Annotated in this window: 13 protein-coding genes; 8 read left to right on the top strand and 5 right to left on the bottom strand. The window is 67.5% G+C overall.

Going from position 1 to position 16,436, the window contains the following annotated elements:
* Positions 1–65 precede the first annotated feature (65 nt).
* Together C8D78_RS12795 and C8D78_RS12790 are read right to left on the bottom strand one after the other, a co-directional pair.
* Positions 66–1,085 carry a sugar phosphate isomerase/epimerase family protein gene (locus tag C8D78_RS12795; RefSeq protein ID WP_120954259.1) on the bottom strand — a complete coding sequence of 340 codons (1,020 nt, stop codon included), beginning with the start codon at positions 1,083–1,085 and terminating at the stop codon, positions 66–68.
* On the bottom strand, positions 1,082–2,260 hold the full coding sequence (locus C8D78_RS12790; protein ID WP_120954258.1) for a Gfo/Idh/MocA family protein: 1,179 nt from the start codon (positions 2,258–2,260) through the stop codon (positions 1,082–1,084). The genes C8D78_RS12795 and C8D78_RS12790 overlap by 4 nt, the downstream gene beginning before the upstream one ends.
* 153 nt (positions 2,261–2,413) lie before the next feature.
* Here C8D78_RS12790 and C8D78_RS12785 point away from each other — a divergent pair, with 153 nt between their 5' ends.
* From C8D78_RS12785 to C8D78_RS12765, 5 genes are all read left to right on the top strand, one after another.
* Positions 2,414–3,427 (top strand): LacI family DNA-binding transcriptional regulator, encoded by a 1,014-nt coding sequence (locus tag C8D78_RS12785; RefSeq protein ID WP_120954257.1) that lies wholly within the window; start codon positions 2,414–2,416, stop codon positions 3,425–3,427.
* Positions 3,428–3,643: 216 nt separating this feature from the next.
* Complete coding sequence (locus C8D78_RS12780; protein WP_120954256.1) at positions 3,644–4,585, top strand: type IV toxin-antitoxin system AbiEi family antitoxin domain-containing protein; 942 nt, start codon at positions 3,644–3,646, stop codon at positions 4,583–4,585.
* Positions 4,586–4,764: 179 nt separating this feature from the next.
* Positions 4,765–5,574 carry an ABC transporter ATP-binding protein gene (locus C8D78_RS12775; RefSeq protein WP_167467906.1) on the top strand — a complete coding sequence of 270 codons (810 nt, stop codon included), beginning with the start codon at positions 4,765–4,767 and terminating at the stop codon, positions 5,572–5,574.
* Positions 5,574–6,356: an ABC transporter permease gene (locus tag C8D78_RS12770; protein WP_120954254.1), complete on the top strand. Its 783-nt coding sequence runs from the start codon at positions 5,574–5,576 to the stop codon at positions 6,354–6,356. Before C8D78_RS12775 ends, C8D78_RS12770 begins: the two co-directional genes overlap by 1 nt.
* A gap of 245 nt (positions 6,357–6,601) precedes the next feature.
* On the top strand, positions 6,602–7,498 hold the full coding sequence (locus C8D78_RS12765; protein WP_244208387.1) for a hydroxymethylpyrimidine/phosphomethylpyrimidine kinase: 897 nt from the start codon (positions 6,602–6,604) through the stop codon (positions 7,496–7,498).
* Between the two features lie 158 nt (positions 7,499–7,656).
* Here C8D78_RS12765 and C8D78_RS12760 read toward each other — a convergent pair whose 3' ends face one another.
* Positions 7,657–9,405, bottom strand: a complete 1,749-nt coding sequence (locus C8D78_RS12760; RefSeq protein WP_120954253.1) for a pyruvate dehydrogenase — start codon at positions 9,403–9,405, stop codon at positions 7,657–7,659.
* A 379-nt stretch (positions 9,406–9,784) separates the two neighbouring features.
* Between C8D78_RS12760 and C8D78_RS12755 the strand changes: the two genes are divergently transcribed.
* Positions 9,785–10,129 carry a hypothetical protein gene (locus C8D78_RS12755; RefSeq protein ID WP_147429592.1) on the top strand — a complete coding sequence of 115 codons (345 nt, stop codon included), beginning with the start codon at positions 9,785–9,787 and terminating at the stop codon, positions 10,127–10,129.
* Between the two features lie 65 nt (positions 10,130–10,194).
* Here the strand turns inward: C8D78_RS12755 and C8D78_RS12750 are convergent, their stop codons facing one another.
* The gene (locus C8D78_RS12750; RefSeq protein ID WP_120954251.1) at positions 10,195–11,679 is read right to left on the bottom strand and encodes a helix-turn-helix domain-containing protein; all 1,485 of its coding nucleotides are present in this window, start codon (positions 11,677–11,679) and stop codon (positions 10,195–10,197) included.
* A 167-nt stretch (positions 11,680–11,846) separates the two neighbouring features.
* Here C8D78_RS12750 and aceA point away from each other — a divergent pair, with 167 nt between their 5' ends.
* Together aceA and aceB are read left to right on the top strand one after the other, a co-directional pair.
* Complete coding sequence (aceA, locus tag C8D78_RS12745) at positions 11,847–13,178, top strand: isocitrate lyase (protein WP_120954398.1); 1,332 nt, start codon at positions 11,847–11,849, stop codon at positions 13,176–13,178.
* Positions 13,179–13,282: 104 nt separating this feature from the next.
* Positions 13,283–14,944 (top strand): malate synthase A, encoded by a 1,662-nt coding sequence (gene aceB / locus C8D78_RS12740; protein ID WP_120954250.1) that lies wholly within the window; start codon positions 13,283–13,285, stop codon positions 14,942–14,944.
* 204 nt (positions 14,945–15,148) lie between these two features.
* On the opposite strand, the gene C8D78_RS12735 is transcribed toward aceB, so the two are convergent.
* The gene (locus C8D78_RS12735; protein ID WP_120954249.1) at positions 15,149–16,336 is read right to left on the bottom strand and encodes an MFS transporter; all 1,188 of its coding nucleotides are present in this window, start codon (positions 16,334–16,336) and stop codon (positions 15,149–15,151) included.
* Between the last annotated feature and the right edge of the window lie 100 nt (positions 16,337–16,436).

Raw genomic sequence — 16,436 nt, 5'->3', positions numbered from 1 at the left:
CGGAAGGGTTCGGCGATCTCGCAGCAGTCCGGCGACCTCGTGAGACCTCGTGGCTTCCCCGGCCGTCAGTTCGTGAGGTGCAGCGACGCCGAGAGCGCCGCGTCGGCGTCGCGCAGGACCTTGGCCGCCACCTGCAGGCCCTCGATCCGTCCCAGGGAGATGTCCTCGTGCTCGATGTTGACGAGCATGTTGGGGTCCACCTCATACAGCGCGCGCAGGAACTCGGTCCAATAAGCGGTGTCGTGACCGCGGCCCAGGGCCACGAAGTCCCACGCGGAGTCCTTGGGCCATTCGTTGGCCCACTCGTCGCCGCCGAGGTTGGTGCGGTTTTCCTCCGGGGAGAGCCGGCGGAAGCTGTTGTCGAGGACTCCGTAGAGCGCGGCGTTCTCCTTGTTGACGCGGACGTCCTTCGCCGCTGCCTGGAAGACCAGCGGGCCGAGTTCGCGTACCACGGCGACCGGATCCATCTGCTGCCAGAACAGGTGGGAGGCGTCCAGTTCGACGCCGACATGGGTCGCGCCGGTCAGCTCGATGAGCTTGCGGACATCGGCGGTGTTGAACACGATGTTCTGCGGGTGCAGTTCCAGGGCCACCTTCACGCCGTGGTCCGCGGCGAGGCGGTCGGTTTCCTTCCAGAAGGCCGCCGCGATGCCCCACTGGTAGTCCAGTACGTCCAGGGCCGCCGAGTTCCAGGCGTTGACGACCCAGTTCACCGTCGTGGCGCCGGGCTCCCCGCCGGGCAGGCCGGACATGGTGACCACCCGGTCCTGGCCCAGCCGGTGCGCCAGCCGGATGGAGCGGCGGATGTCCTCGGCGTGCTTTTCGCCGATTTCACGCTTGGGGTGCAGCGGGTTGCTGTTGCAGTTCAGGCCGGCAATCGAGACGCCCGTACCCTCGAAGATGGCGAGGTAGTCGTCCCGGGCCGCGTCGCTCTCCAGGATCTGGTCCATGGTGGGGACGTGGACGGCCGGCAGGAATCCGCCGGTGTTGATTTCGATTCCGGTCAGCCCGAGGTCCGCGATGACCTTCAGGGCCTCCGGAAGCGGGCGGTCGTGCAGGATTGCGTTGTAGACACCGAGTTTCATAGCGTGATTTTCTTTCCGTTGTTGAGCGCGGATTCCGTGACGGCACCGAGCAGTTCCATGTTGCGCACGCCCTCGTCGAAGGTGGCGCAGCGCGGCAGGGACTCCGCCTCGCTGAGACCGGCGACTTCCTCCAGGAAGGCCCGGGCCTGATAGCCGAAGGCGTCGTTCTGGCCAAAGCCAACGCTGGGCGCGTCCATGGCCAGGCCACCGGCGATGTAGGGGTGTCCTGGACCGAGGATGACCTGGCGGTAGCCGTTTTCGTTGGCCGGCCCGTCGTTGAGGAACAGTTCGATTTCGGCCGGGCGGCGCTGGTCGAACCGGGCGGCGCCGTTCTCACAAAAGACCTCAAAGATCAGGCTGTTGGCGTGCCCGGCCGCGACGCGGGAGACCTCGAAGCCTCCGGCGCCGTTCCCGAACTCGGCGGAGAACACCGCGTAGTCATCGTTTTCGACGGGCTCGAACGTGTCGCTGACCGCGGCGTGGTCGTGGCCCATGACGGCGCCCAGCGGCAGCGGGCGCTTGTCGATCACTGTGCTGAGGCGTCCTCCGCTGATGGACTTGATGTCGCCGCAGAGGAACTCGGCGACGTACGTGAGGTGGCTTCCGACGTCGGCCAGCGCACCGGAACCGGGGCCGCCCTTGTAGCGCCAACTCATGGGGGCCGAGGGGCTGAAACCGTAGTCGGTCCAGTAGCGGCCGCTGAAGTGCAGGACCTTGCCCAGGACACCGGAGCGGATGAGGTCGCGGATGTAGGCGATGCCCGGCGTGCGGCGGAAGGTGAACCCGATCCGGGCAATCGAACTGGCGTTACGGGCGGCCTCTGCCATGGCGCGGGCATCCTCGATGGAGTCGCTCAGCGGCTTTTCGCACAGGACGTGCTTGCCGGCGGCCAGCAGGCCTTCCACCACTTCGCGGTGCAGGGAGTTCGCGATCACAACGCTCACGACGTCGATGTCGTCGGCCTCGGCGATCGCCCGCCACGACGTGTCATTGCGTTCATAACCAAAACGCTTCGCCGCGAGGGATCCGAACTCGGCGTTGACATCGCCGATGGAGACCAGCCGGATGGGAGGAAGAACCGGGCTGTACAGCGCGGACGCCGTCCGATATGCGGCCGCGTGCGCCTTTCCTGCCATTCCGGCGCCGATTACGGCAACTCCTAGACTGTCAGCCATCGATTTCTCCTTTGAAATTCGGCCAGGCCGACGGCCCGACGTTAGAAAATTGGAGCGCTACAAAAATTGGCGCTGATAAGAGCGTATCCATGTGCATATGTCCTGTCAATGGTTGGGCGGTTATCCTCGGATGAGACATGAAAGGCTCTGCATATGACGCTGAACACCTCTCGATCCCGCCGCCCGACGATCTACGACGTCGCCAAGAGCGCCGGCGTCTCCCCGTCGCTGGTCTCACTCGTGCTGCAGAACCCGTCGAAGGTCAGCCAGAAGCGCCGGGAGGCCGTCCGGACGGCCATGGCAGAGCTGGGCTACCGCCCGAGCCGCGCGGCGACCACGCTCGCCAGCAGCCAGACGAAAAGCATCGGGCTCGTCATTGACGACTTCCGGAACCTCTGGTTCGTGGACCTCCTGCGCGGCATGGAATCCGCCCTCTCTCCGCACGGCTACCAGGTCACCCTCGCAGACTCCCGCCCGGGCGAGAACCGCATCACGGAAGCCGCCGACGGGCTGTTGTCCATGCACGTGGCAGGCCTCGTCATCGCCGCCGAGCCGAGCGAGTCCATGATGGCCGGGACTTGGGTGCCCGCCGTCGTCGCCGGCTGGCGGGACGGCGTTCCGGCCGGCGCCGATCTCATTACTAACGACGACGACGGCGGGGGCCGGCTGGCGGCGGAGCACCTGCTGGGGTTGGGGCACACGCGGATCGGACACGTATCCGGCTCCGGCGGCGCCGCTGCCCACCGGAGGGAAGGCTTCCGCAGCCGGGTTGTGGAGGCCGGAGTCGAGGTCCGGATCGCCGGCGAATCCCAGGGGACCTCGGAGGAGGACGGCTATGTTGCCGCCTGCTGGCTTCTGGAACACTTCCCGGACACGACCGCCCTCTTCGCCGCCAACGATGCCATGGCGCTGGGCGCCCTTGCCGCCGTCAAGACCCGCGGCCTTTCCGTCCCGGCAGACATCTCCGTGATCGGCTACGACAACTCCCAGCTGGCCAAGTCGCGGTACCTGGATCTGACGTCCGTGGATAACCGCAGCGACGTGGTCGGCGTCGAGGTGGCCAACACGCTGCTGGCGCGGATCCAGGACCCCACCCTCGAACCCAAGCGCCAGCTGATCGAACCTTTACTCGTCATCCGCGGCACGACGGCCCACATTTCCGGCTGAACCGGCAGTTCCTCCCGCCGTCGGTCCGGGCCTCCCGGGCCTGCCGCCGTCGGTCGGGCCTCCCGGCCTCCCGCCGTCGAACTCGCCGACAATTTACGGCGAGGCCGCCGTGATCCGGCGATCTGGCCACAAGCCGGTCGGTGCGGCTGCCTGGCGTTTTCCACATAGCGATATTGGGGCCTGCCGCCCGTTTGCCCGGGGACTGAAGCTGAAGGCATGATTCAGAACCGATTGCTGGCCTTGCCGCCGGCGGGCAACCTCTGGCGGACCGAACAACTCCTCGATCTCGGCTACGGTTCGCGCGCCATCCGTGCATTGCTGGACGCGGGCGGCCTTGTCCGGCTCCGGCACGGCTGCTACATCCGCGCCAGCCTCTGGAATGCCCAGCCCCCGGACGCCCGGAGCCGGCAACTCATTTTCGCCCACGCCCACGGAACGCGGACGACGTCGACTGGCAGCTTCCTGTACAGCCACACGTCCGCGGCGCGCCTCCGCCGCCTCTATCTGTGGGACGTGGACGACGCCATCCATCTCCTTCAGAAGGTGCACCCGTCCAATGAGCGTCACGGCAAGGATGTGCGCTGCCACACGCGTCCGTTCGCCGAACACGACATCGACGTCGTGAACGGCCTTCGAACGACGTCCCTGGAACGGACAATTGCCGACTGCGCCATGCTGCTGGGTTACAGGCAGGCATTGATCCTCACAGACCATGGGCTTCGCCTGGGTGCCGATGCTGCCGTCCTGCAGGCCATGGCCGATGCGCTGGATGGCCGGCGAGGGATCCGGACGTTCCGCCGCGTCCTCGCCACAGCCGATCCACGCTCCGAATCTCCCGGCGAGACCCTGGCCCGCGAGCTGATCCTGCGGCTCCGGATCAAGCCTCCTGAGCCGCAGTTGGAAGTATCAAGCCGCGCCGGACGCCACCGGCTGGATTTTGCGTGGAAGGAGGAGAAGATCGCCCTCGAGTTCGACGGTAGGACCAAGTACTTCGACTACAGACCCACGGCCGAGGTGATCTTCGAGGAACGGCGCCGGGAGAAGGCACTGATGGATGAGGGTTGGCGCTTCGTCCGCGTTGAGTGGCAGCACCTGTTCCGGGAGCAGGAGTTCAAGAGCCGGCTGCTTCGAGCCCTGACCGGGCGTTCAGGAGCCTGATACGGCGCCGACCCGCGAATTCGCCGCGACGTTCCGGGGTCGCCGTGGCCTTGCGGCGATGCCGCAGCGTTCCGGCGGGCTGGTCACAGGCAGCAGGGGACGCCCCCGCCCCGGTGCACCCGCCCTGCCCCTGTCAACACTCCCGGCCTGGTGGCAGGATGGGGCCATGGAGGAGACGGATGCCTGACACCGCGGTTTCCACTCGCGCCCTCGTCAAGCGGTACCGCGATGTCACCGCCGTCGACTCGCTCGACCTCGACGTCCGCCGAGGCGAGATTTACGGGTTCCTCGGCAGGAACGGGGCGGGTAAGACGACCACGATCCGCATGGTGCTCGGCCTGATCCGTCCGAGTAGTGGCGACATTGCGGTGCTCGGCCGGCGCATCCGGCCCGGCGAGACGAAAGTCTTCTCGAAGATCGGTTTCCTGGTCGAGACAGCGACTGCCTACCCCAACCTCACTGTGCGCGAGAACTTGGATATCCAGCGGCGCCTTACCAGTTCGCCGCCGCGCGCGGTCGCCGACTCGATCGGGCTGCTGCGCCTCGATGCCTACGCGGACCGGCGGGCCGGGCAACTCTCACTCGGCAACAAGCAGCGCCTCGCACTCGCCCGCGCGCTGCTGCACTCCCCCGAACTGCTGGTGCTCGACGAGCCCGCCAACGGCCTCGACCCGGCCGGCATCGTCGAGATCCGTGAGCTGCTCCGCTCGCTCGCGGACGAACGCGGCGTCACTGTCTTCATGTCGAGTCACATCCTCGCCGAGATCGCCCATCTGGCGGATCGCATCGGCATCGTCCACGACGGCCGCCTCATCGAGGAGTCGTCGCGCGATGAACTCGCCGCGAAGGCGCGCGCCTTCGCAACTGAGGCCTACACGCCGGAGGAGCGCGAGCAGGCGCTGCTCACGCTGGATCTCGAGCGCTACTTCCTCGCGCGCACCGGGGACCGCCCGGTAAGTGGCTCGTCGTCCACGGCCGGCGATGCCTGATGTTTGGTCAGGTTCTCGCCACCGAGTTCAGGAAGCTCCATCATTCCAAGGCGCCGTGGGCCACCCTGGCCGTGCTCGGGCTGATGCCGCTCGGGATCGCTCTGTTCATGTGGATCGTGCGCGAACCGGGGCGGGCGGCCGAGTTGGGTCTTCTGGGCACCAAAGCCAACCTCGCCGGGCTCGAGGCCACGTGGCCCGAATACTTCTACATGCTCACGCTGATCATTGGCGTCGGCGGGATGCTGCTGCTGGCGTTCATCGTCGCCTACCTGTTCGGCCGGGAGTACCGTGATGCCACTGCCAAGAACATGCTGGCGCTGCCCGTGGCCCGTCATTGGTTCGCCCTGGCCAAGCTGGCGGTCGCGGCGGCGTGGTGGATGGCGCTCGTCGTCATAGTCCTGATTGAGGCGCTGGGGATCGGGCTGGCGATGGGGCTCCCGGGGTTCTCGGCGGCGCTGGCCGGGACCGGAATCGCGAATGTTTTCCTCGCTGCCGTGATTTCGTTCCTGCTCGCGCCGGTGATCTCCTGGATCGCCGTCTGGAGCCGAGGCGAAGTGGCTCCCATCGCGTTCTCGCTCGTGATGCTGGCCCTTGGAAATCTCTTCGGCAGGACCGGCTGGGCGGAGTGGTTCCCCTATTCGATCGTCCCGCTCCTGATCGGTGTGGTGGCCGATCCGGTGGACTCGCTTCCGGCGGCCAGCTATGTGGTGCTCACGGGGACGTTCGCAGTGGGCATCGCCGCCACACTGCTGCAACTGCGGTTCGCGGACAACGCCCAGTAGGCTCCGAGTCGCGAATTCGCCGCTGTGCTGCGGGGTCGCCGCAACCGTGCGGCGACCCCGCAGCATTCCGGCGACCCGGGCGCCGATACGTTCAGCGCGGCGGCACTACCTTCCTGGATCCGGCGAGGGCCAAAGGAGCGGCCATGTGAAAAGGATGCCGAACCAGAGCAGCAGTCATATTGTTCATGAAATGCCTGTTCATCAGCACAATGCGGGCGGTTTTAGCGGGATGGCAGGATGGAACCATGACTTCTACCGCATTCGATGCCGCCGTCTTGACTGCTTCCGATCCCGGTGCCGCCGCCACCGCCGGCACCGCCTCTTCCCCCGCCGTCGCCCTGACCATCGCAGGCTCTGAAGCGACCGGCGGGGCCGGCGCGCAGGCTGACCTGAAGACGTTCCAAGAACTCGGCGTCTTCGGGATCGCGAACCTGACCTGCATCGTTTCGTTCGACCCCAAGGACAACTGGAACCACCGTTTCGTCCCGGTGGACCAGCAGGTCATCGCCGACCAGTTGGAGGCGACGACGGCGGCCTACGGTGCCGCGTCCGGCGCACCGGCCGTGCTGGATACCGTCAAGATCGGCATGCTGGGGAGCCCCGCGACGATCTCGACCGTGGCCGCGGCGCTGGCCGCCGGGCAGTTCGCCAACGTGGTGCTCGATCCAGTGCTGATCTGCAAGGGCCAGGAGCCGGGGCACGCCCTGGACACCGACCAGGCGCTCAAGTCCCGAATCCTGCCGCTGGCCACTTTCGTCACGCCGAACCACTTCGAGGCCGAGTCGCTCTCCGGGCTGGAAATCACCGACGTCGAGTCGCTCAAGGCCGCCGCGGTCCGCATCCACGAACTCAGCGGCGCCGCCGTCCTCGCCAAGGGCGGCGTGCGGCTGGAGGGCCCGGACGCCGTCGACGTCTACTACGACGGCGAAACCCTGGAGGTTCTCTCCGCCCCGAAGGTGGGCGACGTGGCCGTGTCCGGCGCCGGGTGCTCGCTGGCCGCGGCCGTGACGGCCGAGCTCGCCAAGGGCGCGACGCCGCTGGCTGCGGCCCGCACGGCCAAGGCGTTTGTGACCGCGGGAATCCGGAACCGGGTGGCCTCAGGTGCCCCGTTCGACGCGCTCTGGCAGGGCGGACCGCGCTAAGTCGCCGCAGGGGGCGCCGGACGGAACGGCTGACCGCCACAAACCGCCCAATTCGCCGGAAAGCCGCCAGTTCGCCGGAAGCCTCCGGCGAACTCGCGAGGCTCCGGCGAACTCGAGAAATCCCGAGGCTCCGGAGGCACCGGCGAACCGAGCGGGCCTCAGCGCCGCGGGATGTTGCGCAGGTTGCTCCGGGCCATGCTGACGGCCTCGCCGGCGCCCCGGTTGAGGACCACCTTGGACATGGCCGTGGCAAAGCCCAGGACCTGCGCGCCCTTGATCTTCGGCGGGAGGGACAGCGCCTTGGGGTCGGTGATGAGCTCCACGAGGGACGGCCCGGGGTGCGCGAAGGCCTCCCGGTACGCGGCCTCGATGCGGGACGGGTCCGTGACGCGGACGGCGTGGAATCCCAGGGCCCGGGCGACGTCGGCATAGTTGGCGTCCGGGACGTCCACGCCGAAGTCGGGCAGCCCGTCGACGAGCATTTCAAGTTTCACCATGCCCAGCGTGGAGTTGTTGAAGACCACCACATTGATCGGCAGCCGGTGCGCGGCAGCCGTGATGAGCTCGCCCAGCAGCATGGACAGGCCGCCGTCGCCGGAGACCGAAACCACCTGCCGGCCCGGGTAGGCCAGTTGGGCGCCGATCGCGTGCGGCAGCGCGTTGGCCATGGAGCCGTGCAGGTAGGACCCGATCAGCCGGCGGGTGCCCAGCGGGTTGATGTACCGCGCGGTCCAGACGTTGCACATGCCGGTGTCCGCGGTGAAGATCGCGTCATCGGCCGCTATCTGGTCGAGCAGCGATGCCGCGTATTCCGGGTGGATCGGCTGCTTCTTGCCCACGTTCCGGGTGTACGCGCCGACGGCTTTGTTCATGAGCCGGTCGTGTTTCTTCAGCATCGCGTCCAGGAATCGGCGGCTTTTCTTGGGCGTAAGCAGCGGCATGAGGGCAGCGAGCGTGGGGAGGACCTCGCCGTGCACGGCGACGTCGACGTCGGTCCGCCGCCCCAGCCTGTGGGCGGCCCGGTCCACCTGCGCCGTACGGGTGCCCGGGAGGAACTGGTCATAGGGGAAGTCGGTGCCGAGCAGGATCAGCAGGTCCGCATCCTCGATGCCCTCGGCCGCCGCGCCGTAGCCCAGCAGCCCGGTCATCCCGATGTCGTAGGGGTTGTCGTACTGCATGAAGTCCTTGCCGCGGAGCGAGTGGCCGATTGGCGCCCCGATCAGCTCGGCGAGCGCCACCACCTCGTCGTGCGCGCCCTCGACGCCGGCCCCGGCAAAGATGGCCACCTTCCCGGCGGCATTGATGGCGTCCGCCAGCTCCTGCACGCTGGCGGGGTCCGGAGTCAGCGTCGCCGGCCGGAAGGCGGCCGGGGCCGGGGTGGGAGCGGTCGCTTCGAGGCCGGCGATATCCCCCGGAAGGGTCACGACGGCGACGCCCCGGAGCCCCACGGCGTGCTGGATGGCGCTGTGCATGACCCGCGGCGCCTGTTCGGCGGTACTGACCAGCTCGGAGTAGACCGAGCATTCGTTGAAGAGCCGGTCCGGGTGGGTTTCCTGGAAGAAACTGCTGCCGATCTGCTTGCTTGGGATGTGCGAGGCGATGGCCAGCACCGGCGCCCCGGAGCGGTTGGCGTCGTACAGCCCGTTGATCAGGTGCAGGTTGCCCGGGCCGCAGGAGCCGGCGCACACAGCCAGCCGACCGGTCAGCTGGGCTTCCGCCGCCGCGGCGAAGGCGGCGGCTTCTTCGTGCCGGACATGGATCCAGTCAATGCCGCCCTGCTGCGAGCCGCCGGTCGTGCGGACGGCGTCGACGATCGGGTTGAGGCTGTCCCCCACGATCCCGTAAATGCGCTGCACGCCGGCAGCCTGGAGTTGTTCGATGAGCTGGGTGGCAAGTTCCTTGGCCATGGGTGCACGCTCCCGCGAAGATCGATGGGCTGACACAGGCCAATATAGTCTTCCCGGCATGGCGGGGGCCCAGACTTCCGGGTGTCGGCGTACGGGAGGTGGCCCTGTGCGGCCCGGTTTTTCCACATACGGCTGCCCGTCCTTGAGGCCCCGCGTTCCCAACTCATAGCGTTTTGGTAGATGGTCCGCGTCTTGCCACAACCCAGAGTGAGGATTGATTTTGGCCAAGAAATCACGTCGTCAGCCGACACGTCGGAGCCCCAGCGGGCGCGGGACCGGGAAACCCGCCCCCGGACCAGCTCCCGCTGCGTCGAACCCAGGCGAACAGGAACAGGGTCCCCTGATCGCATTTGTGCATTGGCACCGGGAGCACGGGATCTTGCCAGACGTTGTTCCCGTTCTGGAGCAATTGACCACGTTCTTCCCGATTTACGCCGAAATCTCTGGCGGCGCCGCAGTGACCGCAATGGACCCCGGTCTTATCGCTGAATTCGTGGACGCGCTCAATGAGCACGATGCCGATATTGCATCCTTTTTCTCTGCCTCACTGTTTGCATACATGCACTTCCTGAAGGACACCGGGCGCTGGACCGGCACTGACGAAAGCCACCGGGTTTTGCATGACGTCCTCCACCACGGAGTGCTCAACGAGAAATGTCTCGCCGCAGGGCGGCCGCGCAAGCGAGCCGGCAACGGTCGTCAGGTCCCCCGCAACAGTGCGTGAGCGTCACGAGAGATCCGACGAAAACTGCGGGGGCGTCGTGCGGCAAGCCACAGAACCTGCGCCGCTCAGCTCCCGGAGTGGGCCTGCAGGAACGAGTACACCTCGGTCTCGTCCACGCCGGGGAAGGCGCCCGGCGGCATGGCGGCGAGCAGGTGGGAGTGGGCCCGGGCCGAGGGCCAGGCGTTCCCGGCCCACTCGGCCGTCAGTGACGCCGGCGGGCGGCGGCAGCAGCTTTCGTCCGGGCACGTGGACTTGGACCGCTCGGTGGTGTCCCGGCCGCGGAACCACTTCACATGCGCATACGGGACCCCGACCGAGAGCGAGAACTCGCCGTTGGCGGAGCGCTCCGTCCGGGCCGTGCACCAGTACGTCCCGGCCGGGGTGTCGGTGTACTGGTTGTAGGCGCTGAACTTGTCCGGGACGTCGAAGACCACCCGCGAGGTCCAGTTTTTGCAGGACGGCTGGCCCTCGATCGCGCCGGTGTGGTCCTGCGGGAACGTGACGCCGTCGTTCTCGTAGGCCTTGTAGATGATGCCGCTCTTGTGGGTCTTCTGAAAGTGCGTGCGGATGTCCAGGTGCTGGGTGGCGAGGTTGGTGAACCGGTGCGCCGCGGTCTCGTAGGAGACGGCGAAGGCGTCCCGGATGTCCTCGACGGCGATCTCCTTGGCCTGCTTGGCCCGCTGCAGGAACTCCACCGTGGCCTGCTCGGGCAGCAGGAGGGCGGCGGCGAAGTAATTCGTGGCCACGCGCTGCATTAGGAAGTCCCGGTAGTTCGACGGCGTCTGGTGGCACAGCACGTAGTGGCCCAGGGCCTGCAGCAGCACGGATCTGGGGTCGTGGTCGCTGCGGGCGTTCTGCGTGAGGTAAATTCTGCGGTTCTTAAGATCCGTCACCGAGCGGGTGGAATGCGGCAGGTCCCCCACGTGATGGAGGCTGAACCCGAGGTGCCCGGCGATGTCCGCGATGACGTGGTGGGAGAGAGGTCCGCTCGTGTGGCCCACCGAGGCCAGGACCTTCTGCGCCTCGGCCTCGTACTCCGGGAAGTAGTTGTTCCGCTCCCGCATCATGGCCCGGAGGCCCCCGTTGGCGCGGCGGGCCTCCTCCGGCGTCGCAACCTGCTCGTTGAGCCGGCGCTCAAGCTCGTGCTGCAGGCCCACCATGGACTCCAGCACATCCATGGGAAGCCGTGAGCTGATGCGGATTTTCGGCAGGTTGAGGGACTCGTAAATGGGGCTGCGCTGGTAGCGTTCCAGCTCGATTTCCAGCGCGGCGCGGCGGTTGGGCGGCTCCGCGCCGAGGAGCTCGTCGATGCTGACCCCGAGGGCCGCGGCAAGCTGCTGGAGCAGTCCGAGCTTGGGTTCGCGCTTGCCGTTTTCGATCAGGCTCAGCTGGCTGGGGGCGGTCCCGACGGCGGCGCTCAGGGCGTCGAGCGTAAGGCCCGCCGCCTTGCGCAGGTGGCGGACGCGGCGGCCCATGCTGATCACGTCCACCTCGGGCACGGCGGGCGAGGGCAGGGACGAAGCTTGGCGGTTCCAGCTGGCGGGATGCATTTATTGAGAATATGCGAAGAAGTGCATTTCTTTCCATAGCTTTGGTCTAGAAACCCCTTGGAAAGTGCAGAAAAGTAGTTCTCACGGAAAGATTCATATCCGGGAACCACCAGCCAGGATCTGCAGTGACGCAGGCCGGCCGGCCCGGACCCACCAAGGAGACAAAGATGACTGCAGCATTTGAGCCCACCCAGCAGACGCCCGAACAGCAGGCCGCCGCACTGGAGCTCGAGTGGGCCGCCAACCCGCGCTGGGAAGGTGTGACCCGTGACTACAAGGCCTCCGACGTCGTCCGCCTCCGCGGCCGCGTCTCCGAAGAACACACGCTGGCCCGCCGCGGTTCCGAAAAGCTCTGGAAGCAGCTCACCGAAGAGCACAGCACCGGCGAGTACACCAATGCCCTGGGCGCCCTGACCGGAAACCAGGCCGTGCAGCAGGTCAAGGCCGGGCTCCGGGCCATCTACCTCTCCGGCTGGCAGGTCGCCGCGGACGCCAACAACTCCGGCCACACCTACCCGGACCAGTCGCTGTACCCCGCCAACTCGGTGCCCACCGTCGTCCGCCGCATCAACAACGCCCTGCTCCGCGCGGACCAGATTGAGTTCTCCGAGGGCATTCAGACGGTCGAAGACTGGATGGTCCCGATCGTGGCCGACGCCGAGGCCGGCTTCGGCGGCCCCCTGAACGCCTACGAGCTCATGAAGTCCATGATCCAGGCCGGCGCCGCGGGCGTGCACTGGGAAGACCAGCTCGCCTCGGAGAAGAAGTGCGGCCACCTCGGCGGCAAGGTCCTGATCCCCACCCAGCAGCACGTCCGGACGCTGAACGCGGCCCGCCTGGCCGCCGACGTGGCCGGCACGCCGTCGGTCATCATCGCCCGCACCGACGCGGAGGCCGCCACCCTGATCACCTCCGACGTCGACGAGCGCGACCAGGAATTCATCCTCCGCGAAGGCGGACAGCCGGTCCGCACCCCCGAGGGCTTCTACAAGGTCCGCAACGGGATCGAACCCTGCATCGCCCGCGCCAAGGCCTATGCCCCGTACTCGGACCTCATCTGGATGGAGACCGGCACCCCGGACCTGGAGCTGGCCCGCAAGTTCGCCGAATCCGTCAAGGCCGAGTTCCCGGACCAGATGCTCTCCTACAACTGCTCGCCGTCGTTCAACTGGCGCAAGCACCTCGACGACGCCACGATCGCGAAGTTCCAGCGCGAACTCGGCGCCATGGGCTTCACGTTCCAGTTCATCACCCTGGCCGGCTTCCACGCCCTGAACTACTCGATGTTCGACCTCGCCCACGGCTACGCCCGGGAAGGCATGAGCGCCTACGTCGAGCTGCAGGAGAAGGAATTCGCCTCCGAGTCCCGCGGCTACACCGCGACCAAGCACCAGCGCGAAGTCGGCACCGGCTACTTCGACGACATCGCGACCGCGCTCAACCCGAACGCATCCACCCTGGCCCTGGTGGGATCCACCGAAGAAGGCCAGTTCCACTAATCCCAGCCTTCCCCGCCCGTTGCCCTATCACTTATGGTCCTCATCGGCCGTCTTTGGGGACCAAAAGTGATAGGGCAACGGCGGACTTTCAAGGAGCAACTCCCATGAACAGCTTCACTGACAACTTCACTATCAACGGGATCACGTTGACTGCTCAGCCGATTTGCCGGCAGAGCGAGGTCCTGACGCCGGACGCACTTGCTTTTGTTGCCAAGCTGCACCGGGCAACGGCCGGGCGTCGGCAGGAGCTGCTGCAGGCACGGCAGGACCGCCGCCAGCAGATCTCCAAGGGCCAGGATCCGCGGTTCCTGCGTGAGACCGAGTCCGTCCGCAACGATCCGAACTGGCGCGTCGCTCCCCCGGCCCCGGGCCTGGAGGACCGCAGGGTGGAAATCACCGGGCCGGTGGATAAGAAGATGACCATCAACGCGCTGAACTCCGGCGCCAAGGTGTGGCTCGCGGACATGGAGGACTCCTCCACCCCGTCCTGGCGCAACGTGATCCAGGGCCAGCTGAACCTCACGGACGCGCTGGAGCGCAGGATCGACTTCACCTCGCCCGAGGGCAAAGAGTACAAGCTGCGCCCGGCCGGGGAGCTGCCCACGATCGTGGTCCGTCCCCGCGGCTGGCACCTGCCGGAAAAGCACATGCTCATCGACGGCACGCCGATCGCCGGCGGGATCGTGGACTTCGGACTGTACTTCTTCCACAACGCCCGCCGCCTGATCGCCCAGGGCAAGGGGCCGTACTTCTACCTGCCCAAGATCGAGAACCACCTCGAGGCCCGGCTGTGGAACGACATCTTCATCCTGGCCCAGGACCTGCTGGACATCCCGCAGGGCACCATCCGCGCCACTGTGCTGATCGAGACCATCACCGCGGCCTTCGAGATGGAGGAGATCCTTTACGAACTGCGCGACCACGCCGCGGGCCTGAACGCCGGCCGCTGGGACTACATCTTCTCCCTGATCAAGAACTTCCGCACCCGCGGCCCGCGCTTCGTGCTCCCGGACCGCGGCCAGGTCACCATGACCCAGCCGTTCATGCGCGCCTACACCGAACAGCTGGTCCGGGCCTGCCACAAGCGCGGCGCCATGGCCATCGGCGGGATGGCCGCGGCCGTCCCCAACCGCAAGGATGCCGAGGCCAACGCAATCGCCATCGAGAAGGTCCGCGCCGACAAGACCCGGGAGGCCGCCGACGGCTTTGACGGCTCGTGGGTGGCGCACCCGGACCTGGTGCCGGTCTGCCGCGAGGTGTTCGACGGCGTCCTCGCCGGCCGCCCGAACCAGCTGGAGCGCCTCCGCGAGGACGTCACGCCGGACGACCGCGCGCTGATCGACATTGCCTCCACCACGGGGACCATCACCGAACAGGGCATCCGGAACAACATCGAAGTGGGAATCCGCTACATCGAGTCCTGGCTGCGCGGCAACGGCGCCGTGGCCATCCACAACCTGATGGAGGACGCCGCCACCGCGGAGATCTCCCGATCGCAGCTGTGGCAGTGGATCTTCTCCCGCGCCATCACGGACCACGGCGACGTGGTGACCCGCGAGTGGGTGGAGGACATGCTGGACGAGGAATTCGCCAAGCTGGAGCGGTTCGAAGGGGACCGATTCGCCGACGCGCGGGACATCTTCGAGGAGGTCGCGCTCGGCAACGAGTTCCCGGCCTTCCTGACGCTGCCGGCCTACGACCGCTTCCTGCACGAAGCGCGCGACGGCGCCGAGCTCAGCGAGACGGCCACGCTCATCCCGGCGTAGCCCCCAAAATTCCGTCAGCTGGGCTGCCCGCCCTTCGCAACAGGCAGCCCGAAATCCGGGTGGCGGCCCAGCAACGGAACACCCTGCAGCCGACAAAGGCGTCGAACTGACAGTTAGGGCCCATGTTTTCAATAAAACATGGGCCCTAACTGTGTTCCCGCACCACCCTGGCGGGGGCGGAGGCGTCCGGAGCGGGAGAGTGGTCTAGTGCGGTTTCGGCACGCGGCGCAGGGACAGCGCGGTGCCCAGGATGAACGCAGCCACGGAGCAGAGGATCAGGAGCAGCGGGCCGGTCCAGGCGCCGGAGACCCCGTGGACGTAACCCAGCAGCGTCGGCGCCACGGCCCCGAAGGAGTACCCGGTCCCCTGGACGATGGCGGACATCCGGGCCGCCGAAGCCTGGTCCCGGGCCAGCCGGATGATGGCGAGAAAGATCAGCGTGATCCCGCCGCCCTGGGCCACCCCGCCGAGGGAACACCACAGCCACCACAGCTCCGGTGCCAGCAGCAGGCCCACGGGAACCGTGAGCCACAGCAGTCCCAGGGTGAGGCCCACCGCCGTCGTGCTGGCGAAGCGGGCCGCCAGCGGGACGCCCAGTCCGCCCACAATGGCGAGGATCTGGAAGAGCGAGGACCCGGCGCCGGCGGCCGACGGCGCCATGCCGAGCTCGTCGGCGAGCAGGCTGGGCAGCCAGGCGGTGACCCCGTAGTAGGAGAACGCCTGGCCGGCGAACCCGAGGGTCAGAGCCGCCGTGATCCACCGGGACGTGAGCTTGCCGGCCGGGCGGCCGGGGTGCGCCGCTGGGATGGCCTCAGGAATGAAGGCCCGGCGGCCGACGGCGATCACCCATACCGCGCCCGCCGCCACCGCGAACAGACCGCTCGCGGCAATCGCGGGCCGCCAGCCCAGCAGCCCGGCCAGCGGCGCGGACACCATGGAGGTGAGGAACGAGCCGATGTTGAGAGCCGCGGTGTAGGTGCCCATCGCCGCGCCCTGCCGGGCCGGGGTGAAGTCCCGCCGGATGATCAACGGAACCACGATGTTGCCGATCGTGATGGACACGCCCAGGATCACGGTACCCAGCATCACGAGGGATCCGCCGCCCGCCGAGCGGACCACGACGCCGAGGAGCACGCCGAGCAGGGTCAGGGTAATGGCGAACTCGGGCCCCAGCCTGCGGCCGGCCAGGGACGCCAGCGGGGCGGCCAGGGCGAAGCACAGTACCGGGATCCCGGTCAGGAACCCCAGTTCTACCGGGGTGAACCCGAGATCGTGCTGCATCTGCGCAACCACCGGGGCCACGGCCACCAGGGGGCCGCGCATGTTCAGCGCGATGAGGCCGATCGAGAGCATGAGGAGCCAGCCGCGCGGCGCCCGGGCCAGGTCGCTCATGGAGCGGGCCGATGCCCGGCGGCCGGGAAGAAATATGGTTTCATCAGTCCCATTGCTATCACGGGCCCGTGCGGCAGCCGCGGAATGTGACGCTTCGCTG

The organism is Arthrobacter oryzae (genome assembly GCF_003634095.1).
GTDB lineage: Bacteria > Actinomycetota > Actinomycetes > Actinomycetales > Micrococcaceae > Arthrobacter > Arthrobacter oryzae.
This window is presented reverse-complemented; position numbering and strand designations above follow the sequence as displayed.